The organism is Neobacillus mesonae, assembly GCF_001636315.1.
Lineage (GTDB): Bacteria > Bacillota > Bacilli > Bacillales > Cytobacillaceae > Neobacillus > Neobacillus mesonae.
Map to the genome: position 1 here is coordinate 5724048 of NZ_KV440949.1, position 18113 is coordinate 5742160.

Here is an 18113-nt window from a genome sequence, read left to right on the forward strand (position 1 = left end):
CTAAATACTTAGCATTGTTACACCATCCGCATACCTTCTACCGTATCCCATGGATATATATATATCAGCTATTTTCTCAGCATTTATTGTCAGACCGCCTGCTAAATCTCCAGGAGTATTTTGGCTAAGATTCCAGCGGTCCAGTTGCTTTAAGTCTTCTTCTGGATTAGCACCAATAATAATTCCGTATTGCTCCCAAAGCCTTTTTCCAAACTCAGAAAGCTGAAGCTTTTCACCCTTCTTTAATATACTTAAAATTATGATTTCAAGTATAATTGGGTCAGGAGAAAATCTTTTTCTTCCTCTCCCTCCTGCTCTAGGCGCTAGTAAACCAATTTTACCTCCAAGCGCTGAAATAAATACAGAAGGGTCAGTTGAGTAAACATTAGAAAAAATTAAAAACCTAGTAGCTTTAATAAATGAATCAAACGCATCCTCACTCTGTTCATAGAAACCCAAAAATAGCTTCTTATAATCGTCCCTTTTTTCATCTTCTGATGTAAGGTTTTTCTTTTTACTACTATCAGCTAATGGGGTTTCTTCAATTTTTTCCAATATCTCCTCTAACGTTAACTTATGATATTGCTCTTCCTTAAGAATAAGCTCTAACGTTTTTTCAAAATATTCCTCTAGACCTAGTCTTGAGAATAATAGCGTTTCCTGACTTGCAAACTTTATTGTTTCGAGAGTACCGTCAGCATCAAAGAGCAAGGGAATTCTATCTTCTTTTTTGTATTTTCCTGAAATATCAAGTACTCTAGATGATAGATGAATAATAACTGCAAAGCATGAAAATAAAACTATTCTTTCCAAAAATATCAATTTGTTTCCGTTTCCATTATCGTTTAATGCAATGGTATCATATGCATTTCTTATCCTAAGCTCTATACCCGTTAACTTATTATCGTTTTCCTCGAAACTGACCTCTTTATTTAATGAACTATCTATACTTACAAGTGGTTGCGCCAATCTACTAATCTCATCATCTTCATTATTCAAATGTTGCTTTATTATACTTAAACAAGGCGAAACTTCTCCATTTACTTTGGCACTTAATATCTTGTATAAAAATTTTGGAATACCAAACTCATTTTGAACAGCTTTAGTAACCTGTGTCTTAGAGGCAATCGTTAAAGTAGAAAACTTCAAGCTTGGAGTAGCTGCATTATCGGCATTAAAAATCAATTCAATAAAATACCTTAGCTCATTCAGTTCTTCTAAAGTTACGTCTTCATCTAAAATATCAAGATATTCATCTTTTATTTTATCTGCAGAATTAACTTCTTTACCTTGGCTAAATCTTTTGGACCATTCATTTAAGGATTTAATATTGTATTCTTCCCCTATCACATGTCGAAAAAGCCCATTCGCAATATGAACTGGTTTAATTTGGTTAGAAATTGGTTCATATCCGATATGCTCAAGTACTTCCTTACTGTATCTTTTCAGTCTGTTATTAGACAAATGTCATCACCCACGTTTTGGAAGATATTTATTATCTCTAATAGATAATTTATAAGAATAATTGTTGCCCATATCTCTAATAAGGAATTCATTTGAGCGTATCCTGCTTTGAAATGATGCAAGCTCGTTCATAAATCGGTACAATTTGAATTTGTAATTGTCTGGTACTATTTGTGGTGGATACCCTTCACTGATAAGAAATAACATCCTATAAAATTTAAGGTCTATCTTCAAATCAACCGATTCTTTTTGTCCTCTTGGGCCAAATACTCTAAAAAGGAAATGGTCAGGAATATATTCTACTTTTTTAAGATGACTTGGAAGACCAGGAACTAACAAAATAATATCATTTAATGAAAAACTCTTATTAGATATCGCTACATTTGGATGATTTCTCAACTCATATTTATGGGTAATCCAAACCTTTAGCTTTTCATCCTCTGTCTCATCGGAGTTAAAAAATTTATTGATTGCCAAAACAATTTGTTTTATCATATCTAATTCCCTATCATTTGCTTGTCTTAATAAGTCAAAAAACGCATTATACTCTATAGGAATTAGATTTAACAGCTCGTTTCCTCTTTCATTTTCAAAGAAAAATTTTCTCTTAATAGAAATAAATATCTCATTCGCTTCTTCCTCAGTCTCTACATCAATAGGATTTATTTTTGGTATATTAAATATCCAATCGTTCTTCAATGTTCCATTCCATAGACCCTCATCAATCTCAGGGTGAGAAAAATGATAGGGATCAAATTGTCTCATACTTTCAAATAACTCGTTTTCCCCATTAAACATTAAATTATAATATTTGTATTCATCTTCTTGTCTCTTCTCACAACTTAAACCTGCCGTAATAATATAAGAAAAGAACCCTAATATGTCTCTCATTACAACATGAGTTCCTGTATTACCTAGCATACTTACAACCTTTATTAACCTTTCTTGCACAGTATTGTTACTTAGTGCATTTAAGTTATATTGAGAGTCACACTTTTTATTAAACTCACAGCCACCACACACATTACTTATCTTAATTATTTTTTTTAACGAAGCAGTTAATACTTCTTTCTTAAGTAAATTTCTATTATTTAGATCTAAGATTACTACCTTTGAACTGCCATTATTTGTATTAACATCGTTATTATAAATTATTGAGCTATCCTTAAGTTCAAGGATTTCGTTATAGTAAGGAAAACGTTCTTTAAATTGTTCTAACATCGAGATAAGTGGATACTCATTAACAGCTATAATACAAGGTCTTCTATTTTCAATTGCTTGATTTATATTATCAAGAAATTCTTCATAGTCCTCAACCTCATTTATATCAAGTTCTACAAATGCGTTATGCTCATCTAATAACTCCTTCAATGATCTAATCAAATGAGTTTTTCCATCTCCCGGGTTCCCGGTTAGTAATATAAATTTCTTCATTTTTATATATTCACGTAATACCTGCTCAACAGCAGTTTCAACATGAATCATTTTAATATCTTCTTCCTCAAATACTTCTGCGTAACTGTTTCTGTTGTTATAAATTTTTGATAAAAAATCCATACTAAAGCTCAAACAGATATCCTCCCCTCTTTACAAATAGTTGCTTACTAGGATAGATTCTTTTTTAAATTTTAAAAGTCTCCCTAATAAATCGACATTATCAACCCTTTTTAAAAGCCAACGTTTCCTCCAATAATCAATCATCTCATTTGTATAAACATCTTCGTTACCATCCAAAGGGTAGTAATAGTTTAATTTGTTATCTTTACCAGTTAAATATTCCCTAGAATTAGAAGCCAACTCAATTCCATAAACAATTCTTCTTGTATGGTGCTTGGTAAATTGCTCTGGAATCCCTAAATGAGATAAGCCTGATCTCAATAATCGTAGTCTCGGGCTAGTCCCTTCACCAAAAACGTTATTAATTCTTCTACCTCCTTCCATCTCAAAGAGCATTTTATTAATTAAAGAACTTGTTTGGTTTGTGAAAAACACTGATCCAAAGCCCTCAGTTTCTCCAAGTTTTTTATATTCTAACGTTCCGTTAGGTGCGGGGACTTTAATCCTATTATATTGGCTGCTTCCCATTTGATATAAGGAGGTTGTACCTAAAAATGAAAGCTGTGAATCCCTAATAACCTTTTCACCCTTCATCCTAGAAGCTATCTCGCTTACTTGGCTTGCATAACGTTCGTTATATTGCTTAACCACTGTGGGACTCATAGCTAGTATACTTACTAACTTCCCCCCTAATAATTCATTATAAGGTGGTATGGAGCCACATACAATAATTTCCATGACATTTGAACCAATCTTCTTCTTTCTGTTTGCTTGTAAGGCTATATTTAGTACCTTTCCCCCTTTATAAGATACTAATTTATTTATGATTTCTACTGGGTTATCGTGACTTTCTTCTATTTGTTTAATAATTAATTTTGCACTAATAAGCTTTGATAATTCTTGTGCTCGTTTCTTTTTAAATAGAGAAGATTGTGACTCTGAATGCCAGTCTACAGTTCCAGTAGACCTTTTATTATTTAATTGGTTCTTCCTTAGGTGTTTAACTAAGCTCTCAAGTCTTTGTATAACTTCTTCACTTGGATTAATAATTTCATCTTTTGTAACTAGGTCATCTAAATATATCTCGTTAATTGCTTCAGTTAAAAATTCCCTAATACTATTAAGAAGTTTTACACTTTCCCTCTTCACTCTGACTTCATACTCATAATCCGTCTCCAAAGGAGTAACTTTTTCTACATTTCTGGTTAGACCCATTTCGCCTTTAAGCATCACTTCAAAATTTTCTACCTTTACTCTCTTTTTTAGACTTTGTCTTATGCTTTCTAAAGTCCATCCAATGTAGTTGTCTCTTTTTGTTAGATGTAACACAGTATTTCCCAGGGCTGTTATACCAATTATAGGGTGAAATGGTTGTGAGGAATCCCTGATTAAGTAGAACATATTTCTACCTGGAGTAGACTTATAGGGTATTGACCACGTGTACCTAAAATACCGCCAAATATCCATTAATTTATATCCTGTGAAAGAACACCTTTCATTGGTTACTAACTGTAAATAAGGAGATACAACTTTTTTTGATAACTCATATCTTTTATTTTGGTCTTTTACTTCCGCTATTTCTTTTAAACCCTGATACAACAAATTACTATCTCCAATTAAAACGGAAACATCAATCTTTGTATTTTTATAAAGTTTTTTATTTTCCATCCTCTTAATAAACTTTTCCACACTATCTACTTTAAGCTGTGCATTTCTTTCAACTTGCAACTGCTGTCTAAGGTAAAATTTACTGTCGTTGCTACGAGATTTAGGTGGAGCAAGTTTTACAAGATTGTCTAAGCCTAATTTTATCCTCCATTCCTGTGCAATTAAGTCTCTTAACACAGACAATGCGGACAAGTATTTAAGTCCTTCTAATGGATTATCATTATTATTCACAAATTCCAAACTTTCATTTATAATTTCGTCAAGCTTAACGCTCCTTTGTTTAGGGAATTCGTCTAATATCCTCTTTACTATTTTTATAAATTTTCTCTTATAAGAATCTGCAAGAATCGGATTAAATAAGGAAAAGTCCTCATTATCATTGATATTCTCTTTCATATAATCATGATTTGATTCTTTAGCAGTATTGTAATTGCTCAAATTAATCCCTCCACGAAACGAACGTACATTCTATTCTTATACAATTTTAACACATCTTGATTTCTATTATAAATGACAAAGAAACTAATATAAATTTTCCAAAATTTATAATTACTTTTCATATAGAATTATATAGCTCAATGTAAAACAACGATCTACATATTTATTTTAGCTTGTTCTGATTCCAGTTGATTTACAACCTTTCAATTAATGTTACTTGTGTGGCTTAAAATATTTTATTTTTGTAGAGCACATTTGAATTTTATCTCTATGTAAAATAATAAAGCAACAGGGGAAGCGGAATATCATTTACGTTCCCCCTTCAAATAAATCGCCTAATCAAGAACTATATAGAAGCTTCTTTTTCATATGATTATTACCTTTATTGTTATCATATATGATAACAATCAATTTGTAAATGAATTATTATTATTTCAAGTTTATTCCACAAATAGATTAAAATTATAAATAAAAAAGCCCCAGTAAAGTTGATTTAAGGGCTTTTAGTCCGATCGAAAGAGGAACTTATATCTATTTTTTTAGTCAAATTAAAGCTTTTACTTATTTTCTAAGCACTTAAATTAAATTATTTTTTATCCTTATTATTTTTGTACTTTCAACATATTTTCCATATTGTATGTATCAACCCATCGAACAGATTTTTTTGTAACTAAAAAACACATTATGTGTTTTTACATATATTTCCAAGCTTATCAATTAAACTATTAGAAAAAAAGATTCTATAAGAACTAATCCTATCCCCATCATTCACTTTTCTTTTTCTTTATAATTTCTAATTTTAAATCAAGTATATCTAAAATTTTTAACAAAGTATCTATATTATAATTTTCTCCACTAGTCACTCGTGAAATTTGTGTATAACTCATGCCCTCTCTTAATTCAGCAGCTTTTCTTAAAGATAAATCTTTTTCCTTTAAACCATTTCTAACTGCATCGGAAATAGCTTTTTTAGGGAGTTCAATAATATAGTATTCCTGTGGTATATTACCAATAAATTCAGTAATGTCACGTTTGTTGTCGGACATAACTAAACTCTCCTTTCAAGTTAAAGCATTACTTTCTATAGTAAGTATGTCAAATGTCGAAAAAGTAAAAAGGATTGGGTATAACCAACCCTTTTTACTTGTAAAAATAGGTTCTAAACAGTAAATTTTACGATTTAATTGTTTAAATCGCCCTTTACCTTGTTATAGACAAGAGGGAGATTATGCATTATTAGATATTCGTTTACTATATATGGTTCCACTGACTCTTTGACCAATGGATGTAATTTCCTTGCATCTAAATCATCTATTAATGGTGGGGATGTGACTAATGGTAGCTTTTTATGTCTCCCTTTTACGACAAATGGGTAGCTTATACCACTAATACTCGCGCTTTTCTCACATTCATATCCCTCTAGCTGTAGTAATCGAATTAACGGCTTAAGTTTGAGGGCCTGCTCCAAGATTGGTTCAAATATCGGCACTTTCCCATTTAGAATATACCCTAGCATCTCAACCCCAAGCCTTCTGTCTAACTGTGAATGAAAATACTGATTTTTATAATGACGCAGACATTCAGTACATGAACGATCACAGTTAGCCGGACAATCACTTAATATTCTAAAAGTCCTATCTAGAACAGGCTTTAAACTCGCCCCAGCTTGCTCTGCATAGCCAGCTCCTCCAGATAAAGTATCAAACAAATAAATATCTGCACGTAAAGATTCATCAGAGTCACCTTGAATAAGCCTGTACCCTGCTTGGAATTCAGACGGATCAATATCAAGCTCTTGACTCGCTGCCAATAATATCGCTTCTGATATTGTCCTAAGAGAATCATTCAGGACTGCCAATGAAGTGTTTAAGCTTGAGTTTCTAACTATTGGAGCTTTTATGTTAAATCTAAGCAAAAGCAAATCTGATCTGAACTCATGACCTAAGTAAATCTTTCTAAACTCCCCATCACAGTAGTAAGGAATGTCAACTCCTTTTCTCTTTTCTACAAAGTAAGGACGCTTATGTAATCCATTCCTTGGTTTTTCTGGATCATAAACAGAGGCGGAACCACATTTAACACAAACAGAAAAGCCCTGGTTATTTTCTTCATTCCCTTTATTAACCATTACAAGTCGTCTATCACGTGCATGAGTATAAGAAAGATTTCCCCCTAAATGTATCCAATCCTTAAGATCATCCTCTGATAATGGAACTGGGAATTGAGCCGATGTTGCATAAGTAAACTCCTGACTATTATCTTCAGTTGTTATTGGCTTCCCTTCATTTGGATGAAAGACCTCAGGAATAAGCATGTCTCCCTTATCTAAACCTCCACCACAGATAGGACACTTCTCTAGCTCCTCTTGATCTATCTGCCTATCTTGTACATAGGTACAACGACGGCAAGTTACATAAGGAGTTAAATTTTCCTTAAATAATGGCTCGGCTCTATTCACGTCTGTTACTAAAGAGGAATTTGCTGTTATACCACCTGACTTATATGTCTTCTTATCGACAACAATCTGCCTTCCTGGAGCATACTCACTTAATGCCATATCAATTGCCTGTTGTGGTTTCTCACTTACTACTACTTTAATACCACCATTTTTATTTTCTGCTCTTTCTATTACAAAGCTACACAAATTTGTTGGAAATGCGTAGCTTGGGAGAATACCCTGATCAAATAAAAATCCAAGTAATTCATCTCTACCGGCCCTTGTTTCAGTTGAATTATTTTCATCATTTTCATCATCATCCTCTGAATCAGACACGAAAGCTTTTGGGTAAATACCTTCATCTGCAATTTCTTGGAGACTTTTTAATAAATCCTTTGAAACTTGTCTTATCCATTTCTCTTTCTCATTAGAAACCCCTTCTGGAAGCCACTCTATAATTTGAAGCAATAATCTACTATTGTTATTTAATACATTACCAAAAATCCAATCCTTAAATTCCTTTAGGTTAAGCGGCGAGCTACTATTATTACTAAAAAATTCACTAGCAGGTCCTAATACCGAAAATAGGTTGTTTGAGAAATTAATAATATGACCATTATCAATCATCTCATGAAAGAAGGTTTGTAGCAAAAATGAATGTATATGTCTTTTTGCAATCTTAGCATTATCAGTTTTTATAAGAGGCATTCGTGGTGCACCAGCTACTATTTCCTGAGGATTATGAAAATAATGGCTATCATGTGGTCCTCCTTGAGCATAGGTTATTACTGTTGAAACGGATGAACCTCTACGACCAGCACGACCAGCCCTTTGCTGATAGTTCTCCCTTTGAGGCGGAACATTTCTTAGTCCCACAGCGACCAAGGACCCTATATCAATTCCAACCTCCATAGTAGTGGTACAACTCAACACATCAATTGGACCCTGATTCTTATCGTCAATACTTGCATCCTGGAAACGAAGCTCATATTTCTCTGTTGTTGCAAAAACTATCCCTTTATCCTTGTTTGAAAGCTGAGCAGTATGCTCTTCAGCAGATATATGCTTTGGTCTCGTCTTACCTGCTAACGTTTGAACAACTGAATCTCTAAGAAATCCTTTTCTAGATCGTATATATTCATTATTGTTAGGGTCGATTTCCTCAATTGAACTACCACCACAATTAATACATTGATTGGAGAAATGGATGGGTGATAAATTAGTACACTTATGACAGTTATACCACTTTCTTTCTGTATCAATTGCTAACGCTACCGCATTACTTTTTAATACATAAGCTTCATCAATCTTATGGCATAGCCTTGCCCTTAATATTAGTTCTATTTCGTCAATTTGTTTATTACTAAGGCTATATACACTCTCTAGCAAGCCTCGAATTTCTCCCGTTAGCTTTCCGGAACCACTCCAATCATCCTGATTATAGCCTGCTGCTTCACGTCTTACCGATTCTGAAATCACCTGGGTGGTTTCAAAAGCAAAGGAAGTCAGTAGGTTCTCAATGAATGCAAATGTAATTGCTTCAATATCAGTCTGTTTGATCGAATTACTGACCTTTTCAATATCCTTTTGAATATTCCTTAAATTATTCGGCTTTACAAAGCCAATAGTAGATGCCTTAATCGAAAATTGCTTACTACATAACTGACGTAACAATGCACGATAGTAGCTCGGTGTCGGTTTAACCTCCCAATCATTTTCAAGAGCATCCTCAAGAGAGTTATCATAGTCCTCCCTTAGTTCTTCAACAGCGCGCAATAAAGCCAGTCTGTCCTCACCATCAAAGAACTGTAAATTGTATTTTGATACTACTGAAATAAAGGATCGATATAAAAGGGAGGTAATTACTGGATCTTTTCCTTTTAATTCCTTTAATTGATAGGAGGCTAAAGCTAAAGCTTGTCTAAAAGAATCCCACTCAACCTCTCTAGGAATATCACGTGCAAGTCGAGCTGCCTTCTGCCTTCCATCTGAGAAAAGCAAAACCTTTCTTCCTCCATTTGGTGTTTCTAGTGTTTCAGATTTACCTGGTGGTTGAAGAAAGAGCTGAGATTTAACTAGATTTGCAAAAGGAGCCTCACCTTTTGTCCTTAGGTCCATAATCTTACTAGGACCTCTCCATTTATTTAAACAGATAGGACATGACTTAAACCTTTTATGAACTACTCCTACCTGTCCAACAGGTTTAAATACTCTAATAAATCCGTCCTCATTAGCTGGCTTTTTTTCATACATTTGCCCTGTTGTTACATCTAACCAACACTCGATGCAATCCTTTTGAGCATTCTCATGCGGCTCTTGGCCAACTAGCAACTCAATTTCAAAAAGCTTATCTCCTTCATCCTCATCAGTGCCAATAAAGTTAGTAGGCTCATGAAGTAGAAAATTCCCCTCATCTCCCCGTATATATCCACGTAAAAACGCAGTACCACAGTCCCTATGTGTCAATAACTCAAATACTCTAGCCTTAGCCTCGCAGTTGCAATGAAGTAAAGGAACCGTGTATAACCTACCTAGGATTGGGGCTGCTTCTGACTCTTTATCTAGCCTCTCTGAGCATTCTGGGTTTGTACAAGCATAAAGTCCCGGAAGACCTCTGTAGAATAGGTGTAAACGCGTTGGCAAGAAAATCTTATTATCTGATTCCCTTCGTGCATAGGAGCCTAATGCAATTAATGACTCTGTCGCAGATCTAGCTAATTGCTTATTTACCGCAGGGAACAATTTAGAGGATAACTCGTTTAACTTCATGGCCTTACCACTTACACTATGAACAAGCATTTCAGCAGGCCCCCAGTTTGTAAGCCTTTCATAGAGATAATCAGCCAAGTTAACACTTGGTTCACTCCATCCAAGGGAAGCAGCAATTTCAGTAACAGCAACCCTAGCTTTATCTAATTCAATTCCTGCCCTTTGGAAATCTCCGAGATTTAATTTTGACAGGGCGGTGGCCTCTGCTAAGGTTCCTGCTCTTTCTCCTTCTCTATATTCCTTAACACCTTTAATTAACTTCATCTTTAATGATGAGTTCTCTGATAGTCCTGTTAGCTCTCGTGCAAAGCTTATTACTGCGTTTTCAGCTTCTTGACCCTCTCCTAAGCTTGCACTTGTTAATATACAACGAAGCTGTTCTCTTTTTATTCCTAGTCTAGCAGTTAAACGCCTAATTAATAGAGCAACCTCTGCCCCACCCGTCCCTCTGTACATGTGTGCTTCATCAAGTACTAGAATAAGCTGGTTAGTTGGGTTTGATTCTAACCAATCTTTTGTTTGTTGGAATATGGTTCGTTCAATAGGTCGAATGAGCATATACTCTAACATAGAGTAGTTTGTTATAAGTATATCTGGGCAAGCAGCCTGGATTTCTTGTCTCGTCAGCATTTCTCTATCATCTGGCTGTGTCTTTAGTCTTTCCTGCCAATTGTATTGAGTAAAGTTTTTTCCTTGTCTTTTGCCACTCTTATAAACTTTTTCTGTCTCTTTTTCCTTTGCATAGAAGCCAACTAAATCTTTACTTGGCCATTTACCTTTATCCTTTAACTCCTCCACAGCCTGTAGATTATTTGCATATTTTAAATAGAACTCCTCAAAGATTGGCTTTAAGTGAGTCATATTTTTATTAGACGAAGCCTCTCCTGGATATGGGGTTCTAGATGTATAGGATCCGAAGCGAACGGGTCTATTTCTCCCTTTCTTTAGAACATTAGCTACCCTCTCATCCCCAAATAACTTTCTGATTCTGCCTAGTTGATCGTTAACCAATGCATTCATTGGATATAAGAGAATTGCACGACATCCAGGCATCGAAGCTGTTTCAGACTGCTCTACTCCTTCCTTTGCCAATTGCCCAAGAATTGGCATTAAAAAGCTTTCAGTCTTACCAGAACCAGTTCCAGTTGCAACTATAATGTCATTTCTTTTCCCTAAGAATGCTTCAAGTGCCTCAGATTGGTGCATGTATGGCCTTGGATAGACCCCAACCTGTAGTTCGGATACTTCATTAAGCGCCTCTTTTGCAGGATGAGGTATAGCAAGGTCACTAAAGGATCTACCAATTTCATAGCTCGGTGTTGACTCAACATAAGGCTCTTGTACTATGTTACCAACACGCTCTAAGAGCATTAATCTTTCAGCAATTAAGCTTTTATCACGAATATGATATGCTGATTCAAGATAAGATTTCAAAGTCTCATGTAAGGCCTCTGCTAAGGTAAAAACACCATATGCTTCATTTTCAATCATGGAAAAACGCCTCCTCTTACTTTTTTATAAAAACATAACCAAAGTTCTTTAGATTCTCTTCAACCTTTCCCTTATATTCATCCAAAGCATAATAAGCTGTTTCTTCAGGTGTCTTTATCTTGTAGGAATGTAATAATATTATTCTCTCAAGTGGTTTGGGTAATGGAGGATATACTCTTAATTTCCCCTCAGTCCAACGTCCAGCAAGATTTCTTCCATGTATGTTCCTTAAACCGATTCTTAACCATGAAAGAATCTCCTTATCTTTAATTGGAAGTTCCTTTATTATCTTCCCATCCTTGAACACACCAAGAAAATATGAAAGTCGTTTATCTCTAGTTCTACATAAAAGAACCCCTCTTTTTGGTATATCATCACTTGCTTCAATGGCTTTAATCCATGCTGTTCTGAAATTACTGTTTGATTTAAAGGAAATAAAAATTTCAAAATCATCATAGGAGTATAAGGTACTTGCACCTTTCTCTTGTGCTTGCTTTATCTGAGCCTTAGTCCATTCAGATAAATTTTTAGGTATCCAACCAGCCCACTGTGAATAGGGCTGCCATAATTTTTTGTCATCTAAAGCCCACTTTGAGATATTGTCCTTTTTAATGACCCTTCCTAAACCCACTTGAGAAATAGAACCTGAAATAATAGAGGCATATTTAGTAGAACTACCACCAATTAATGCAATATCTTCATTATTAGGTAGTTGTATCAAACGTATAGGTGTAGGTATCCAAAAACCGTTCCCAATGTGTGAAATATCTCCAAGTAGCTCTAGAGTAACAAGTTTTGACCTAATTAATTCAGTCTCTAATGGGTTGTCAAAGCGCTTTGAATTATCATTATCAAACTTAGAAAGCTGCCAGGATTTCTTAGCTGGCCAAACAGCTTCAAGTTGTTGACGAAGTATGTACATAACTTTTCTTGTATGTACTGGATTATTGTCTCTCAAAAAATTATCATCTTGTTCGATATGAGTTAGCTTGTGAATACAATCCCTTAGATATTCTGATATTACAGCCTCCTGCTTCATTAGTTCATTTGGAAAGTTAGGAAGTTTTAGTGCTGAAATCAATAGTTTAATTTGGTCATTCCGATTATTAATAATCTTCCAATTCAAAACTATCTACCACCCCAAAAGCATTCTTTGACAGGATATACCTTAAACGATCGTCTTTTTCTACCAAATTAGAAAAATCAACTAGCTTACTGCTATCAAGATGTACAGCCATTGGAAAAATCCACCCAAATATTGAAAATTCGAATGGGGTATCAATTGTAGAGGCCATTTCTCTTCCATAACAGTCCGCAGTAATTAGTACTCTTCTCCAAAGAGGTCCCCCTAAAGTATATAGCCAATTAGGTATTATTGAATCCTCCCAGTTATATTCATCAACCAAAGTGGAGGCTTCCCCACTAAATATCTCTTTTTCTATCAAACCCAGTGGTCCAATTGCTGAGGGCTTATCCAACCATTTAATTGAATCTATGTTAAGTAATGGACCTAGTTCAAGATAATTAGAGCCTATAGGTAGCATTGAAGGGCCGTCTGTTACTGTACCAAAGACTAATAAGGACTTTGAGTTAGGGCGAATCTGAAATATTCTCTCAATAATAAACTTTGAAATAGTTAAACCATAAACATCAAAGGCTGAACGATTCATACCTTCCAGAATAATAGCTATAGGAGAATTTGTATCCTCATATTCCGTTATAATCCTTTCTATAATAACTTCTATGGAAGAATCAATACAACCAAATGGTATTTTGATTACTCTGTAATTGCCACCTGTTAGGCAGTAAGCACACCTCTCTGCAACCAAGGATGCTAAAGATCCTTGGAATGACACCAATTGACCAGATCCTATTGCCGCCATTATTTCTCTCGATAAACGTCTAGCATGAGGTAATTTTATTCCTAAGAGATTTAGGTTTTTTTCCAGATGTTTAGCAACTTCATTAACTGAGGCTAAATTTAATACATCTTCTACCTCATTTTGCTTTCGGATAACCTTAATTTCCTCACTATAATGCTCTTTTAAAGGATAAATCGAATTGGTACTAGAGGGAGTCCCTTGATTTTTGAGTTCCTCAAAATCCTGGAGCAGTAACTTTATGTTAGACTCCATTTGTACATAATCAGTACTAAGTTGACTAATATCAAAATTTTGTTGTTCACGATATAAATCTATTTCTTTTATACTCTCTATTATTGAGCTAAGTCTACTTCGTAGGTTCTTAGCTTCATTATTCATTTCCACATTATCGGAGTACAAGGACTGGATTTTTTTATTGTGACCTTCAAGTTCCTCAACAAACATACCCCTAATTTTCTCAAGATCATATATTTTTGAATTTGCTTGCTGCAGATCCTTTTTCACCTTGTTTAATTCCTTGGTATTATCTAAAAGATCTGAATTTATTTTTGTTACATTCTTATTAGTTGCTTGTAACTGAGTTAATTGAACTGATTCTTTTTTTATTAACTCAATTTGATTTTCTAGGGAGCTTATTTTAGCTTTTAATTCAACAGGGCTTTCCTTTGGAACAAAAGATAAAAGTCTTTCTACAACTTCATCTTGAGGTAATGGACTGAACAATAGCCAATTCTTAAGATGTTTTTGTGTGATATTTTCTGTGTTTATTAGGCTAATAGCCTTCTCAATAATTTCTTGTCGTTTTTCCGACGAATTAAGTAATTCCTCAATAATGTTTTCGAGCATTTCTTTATTATGAAATCCTAAAATATTTTGAAGAGCATTGTGGTGTTCTGTATATGTAAGCCATAGATTTTGTAATAAACTCCAGTCCTGCTCCTCCCAGGAAGAAGAGCGGCCAAAATAACGTTTTAATCGAATCTCTGTATCCTTTCCTGATCTAAAGCCCTTCACCATTGGTAAGGTTTTGATAATTTTCTCCAGTTTACTTTTATCAATAGCTTGAGTAATTACAGAAAAATCCCTATAATCGGCCGTTTTGATTCTTTCTTTAGCATCTAGGGCATAGTTAATAGTCATTATAGTTCCCTCCATTCGTACCACTGTTTAACCTGATTAATCTTTCAGCTTCATTAAGGAGAGTCTGGCAATGTGCAGCAAGCTTTGATGGCCATTTTCCTTTAGAAATTAGCTTAACTAATACTTTCTTATCTCTTTCACAAAATAACGAAGGATCGACTTTCTTATGAATAAAAGTAAATTCCCCTTTATATATAGCTCTTGATAAAATTAAAATATTATCTGCTCTATCCCTCCATTTATCCCCCAAATTAAGTCCACGACGAACTCCTCCACCCCTATTAATACCCATATTTGGATAAACCTTCAAACTACCAAATGGACCAGCATCTATTGAAAAATAACCCTTTTTATGTTTATCAAGGCAGTTTAGTATATTAAGCATGCTCTCTTCAAATTCAATAGCATTCTTATGATCTTCTACTACCAACCTATTTAGTTCATGCACCTCATTGTTGGAATCCATCCAACTTATCCTAATATTTATATGAGGAAGAGCACTCACCTTTGTAAAGGTGACATCACCTTCATATGCTTTCCTTATCATTTCATTTGCCTCTTCATTGAACAATAGAGCCTCATATTCTTTTCGACTATTGTTATCTATAGCAAGCAGTTTAACACCTGGAATATTTATAGAAGATGAGGCATTCTCGTCAAAAATAATTTGCTTATTTCTTTCGATATCATCATCAAGCCAAATATCATTTCGACCAGGATTTAGCTGAAACTGTATAATAGTAGGAACCTTACCATCACCTTGAATACTTTTAGTTACTCCAATATTTGGACTATAGTAATTTATCTTGTTCCACTTTCTTGCTCCAGGTTCTCCAATAATCCCTAATGTGACCTGACCCCCATCCTTTATTACATAACTCCCATCCGGAAGTCGATACTCTGCAGTCGGAATGATTAATTCAAGCTCAGCAGGAGGATGTTGGATAGAGCGTCCTGTTGTCTCTGTTACCCACTTTTCTACCTGTTGATTGTACCTTTCAGGTAATTCTATATAAACACCATCCCATGAGGTATACCCTTTTAATGGTACAGTTTGCATAATATCCTTGGCTGGTATCCATTCCGGGCTAGAGTTTATTGTCCATATTAATACATAGGCCCTTCCCCAATACATTGGACTATCCTCATTTAGTCGTCTCCCACCAAAGGGTGAATATCTAAAAACATTTAAATTTACTGTACTAAGGCCAGGTATAGGGTGGCTAATTCTATTTCTCCATCTACTTTCGGGGATATTATCATATATTAAAGAAAAAGGCCCTGGTCCTGGAGGAATTCGTACTCTTTGTCCACCACTTTTTATTGCTGAAACTGGGATTGTCCTTAAGCCTCCTAAAGCAAAAGGTAATCGGATTGTTCCCATATCTACGTCCGGCTCAGGAATACTTACTTCTAATGACCAACCTATCGTCTGATTTTGATCATCTATTAACCTCAAATATAGACCTAATGAGCGGTATGGTGCTTCACTCTCTTTATGAATTTGTGAGATTCCCTCGGTATCTATCGAAAAATAAAGCTCACAGTTAGATTTTGCTTGCTTAGAATTATGTGCAAAATGAGGAACCTTGCTACCTCTTCTAAGATGAACCGGTGCTCTACAAATTGGACATATGTAGTAAGGTCCTCTAGTTACAGCAGGGTTAGAGGCCCAGACTTTTTTACCAGTTATTGAATGAATTGCATATTCCATCCAACCCCCCCTTATAATTTCAACTCTATGTTATAACAATAATTTAACATATTATTAACAATTAATTGTTAATTAATTTGACAACACCATAAATAATAAATCAGATAGTTAAAATGTAGTAAAAACTTTTCTCTAATAACCTTTAAAACCGGTATGTCATTATTCTTTCTTTTAACCTTATTTTGAAAATATGTAATTAAAGGCACGGCACTTTGGAATTAAAAGTACTCAACATAATTTTTTGTAATGACATTCTACAAGAGGCCACTCCTACTCTAAATTATTCAGTTACCAAAAGGTATTCCCTAAGGATCAAGACCTATAATGGAAAAGGGTAGTAGGGGCGATAATATTCTTTCAATCCTCCAAATTCCTCATATTTCCCACAGTGAGAACTCTTTAGAACCTTGAATATCTGTTTCTATGTTTCAGACATTTAATTCGATCATTCACTTCATCGATCCTAGGGATAAACTCCGTTTGAATAGTATCGGTTTTAATCGTTACAACCACCGATTCAGATGTATCTAGTAAACGTCCATCTAAGAAATTTTGAATATTTTCTCGAACCAATCCGGTAATTCTTAAATTGAAGAATCGCTTTAATGTTTTATCGAAGTTTGACTCTTCAATATTCGGGATTGGCGAGAACTGCTAATACCTTTTGTTTTTGGAATTCATAGTCATAACCTTCTCTATATTTCAGTACAAATTTCTGTTAAGTATTGTATTCATTAAATACATAGTAAAAATCATTTCGATTCTTTTATTCTATTATAAATATATTGTAAATTGTATGTTTTTAATTTTCTTCTTTGTCAGTTCTTCCTAGAGTTCTAAATTATAGCAAAATTGCCACGCACAAATTATTAATGAACGTGGCCTTATTGATTTGTTAAAATTTATTTTATTTTGCTGTACACCTATTAAGTCCTTTTCAATAGTCCAATTATGGGTTCGGATGTATGTTTCTATCTTGCAAAATAAATTTTCTTGGAGGAAACCGTTACCGAATTTACAGTATCTTACGATCGATGGGCAAAGCAACTAAGAAATAAGGTCAGTCCCTCGATAACAAATTTTTATGCATTATCATGAAGGTCTGACCCTTAAATTGATTCTGTATTTTTTTATGTTGTTTAGCCTTAACATATACTTTCAGCCGCTCAATCTCCTCTATTTCGAGACCTTTTACTTCAGCAATTTCTAGTAATGGTTTACCTCTATCTTTCATCCTTTTAGCGGCCATCTTGATTGTCTCAAGTTTCCCTTCTTACCTTCCTTCATCTCTTCCTACTTGTCTTCCGAACTCTCTCCCACGTCTTTCATAGGAATTAATAATTTCCATCACCTTATCGGCTCTTTTCCGCTCATTTTCTTCACCTCTTCTATGACTATGTGTTCCTCAACATCTGTTAACTCTACATAGGTATCGAAGAATCTCATAATTAAAGTTTGCCTTGCAGGGTCTAGTTTCAAACGAAGCAGCATAAATAAATACTGTAATTTTAACACTGTTTTCTCTTTTTCAGTATATCCTATTTTACTTAAC

General features: G+C 34.4%; 9 protein-coding genes. All 9 read right to left on the bottom strand.

Annotated elements, in window-relative coordinates; genetic code table 11:
• Positions 1-1464 carry a hypothetical protein gene (locus A6749_RS27060; protein ID WP_066400348.1) on the bottom strand — a complete coding sequence of 488 codons (1464 nt, stop codon included), beginning with the start codon at positions 1462-1464 and terminating at the stop codon, positions 1-3.
• Between the two features lie 6 nt (positions 1465-1470).
• Complete coding sequence (locus A6749_RS27065) at positions 1471-3033, bottom strand: hypothetical protein (protein ID WP_066400350.1); 1563 nt, start codon at positions 3031-3033, stop codon at positions 1471-1473.
• Between the two features lie 18 nt (positions 3034-3051).
• Positions 3052-5127 (bottom strand): Druantia anti-phage system protein DruA, encoded by a 2076-nt coding sequence (locus A6749_RS27070; protein WP_066400352.1) that lies wholly within the window; start codon positions 5125-5127, stop codon positions 3052-3054.
• A 764-nt stretch (positions 5128-5891) separates the two neighbouring features.
• The gene (locus A6749_RS27075) at positions 5892-6173 is read right to left on the bottom strand and encodes a hypothetical protein (protein WP_066400354.1); all 282 of its coding nucleotides are present in this window, start codon (positions 6171-6173) and stop codon (positions 5892-5894) included.
• A 134-nt stretch (positions 6174-6307) separates the two neighbouring features.
• Complete coding sequence (locus A6749_RS27080; protein ID WP_066400356.1) at positions 6308-11824, bottom strand: DEAD/DEAH box helicase; 5517 nt, start codon at positions 11822-11824, stop codon at positions 6308-6310.
• A 16-nt stretch (positions 11825-11840) separates the two neighbouring features.
• Entirely contained in the window at positions 11841-12950 is a 1110-nt protein-coding gene (locus tag A6749_RS27085) for a hypothetical protein (RefSeq protein WP_066400366.1), read from the bottom strand.
• The gene (locus tag A6749_RS27090; protein WP_066400371.1) at positions 12931-14847 is read right to left on the bottom strand and encodes a hypothetical protein; all 1917 of its coding nucleotides are present in this window, start codon (positions 14845-14847) and stop codon (positions 12931-12933) included. Before A6749_RS27090 ends, A6749_RS27085 begins: the two co-directional genes overlap by 20 nt.
• Positions 14837-16561 (bottom strand): competence protein CoiA family protein, encoded by a 1725-nt coding sequence (locus A6749_RS27095; protein WP_066400374.1) that lies wholly within the window; start codon positions 16559-16561, stop codon positions 14837-14839. Before A6749_RS27095 ends, A6749_RS27090 begins: the two co-directional genes overlap by 11 nt.
• 1347 nt (positions 16562-17908) lie before the next feature.
• On the bottom strand, positions 17909-18076 hold the full coding sequence (locus A6749_RS28525) for a hypothetical protein (protein WP_161487176.1): 168 nt from the start codon (positions 18074-18076) through the stop codon (positions 17909-17911).
• Positions 18077-18113 lie beyond the last annotated feature (37 nt).

Coding starts and splice junctions, on each gene's coding strand:
- A6749_RS27075 (WP_066400354.1), bottom strand. CDS start 6,173: ATGTCCGACAACAAACGTGACATTACTGAATTTATTGGTAATATACCA.
- A6749_RS27080 (WP_066400356.1), bottom strand. CDS start 11,824: ATGATTGAAAATGAAGCATATGGTGTTTTTACCTTAGCAGAGGCCTTA.
- A6749_RS27090 (WP_066400371.1), bottom strand. CDS start 14,847: ATGACTATTAACTATGCCCTAGATGCTAAAGAAAGAATCAAAACGGCC.
- A6749_RS27095 (WP_066400374.1), bottom strand. CDS start 16,561: ATGGAATATGCAATTCATTCAATAACTGGTAAAAAAGTCTGGGCCTCT.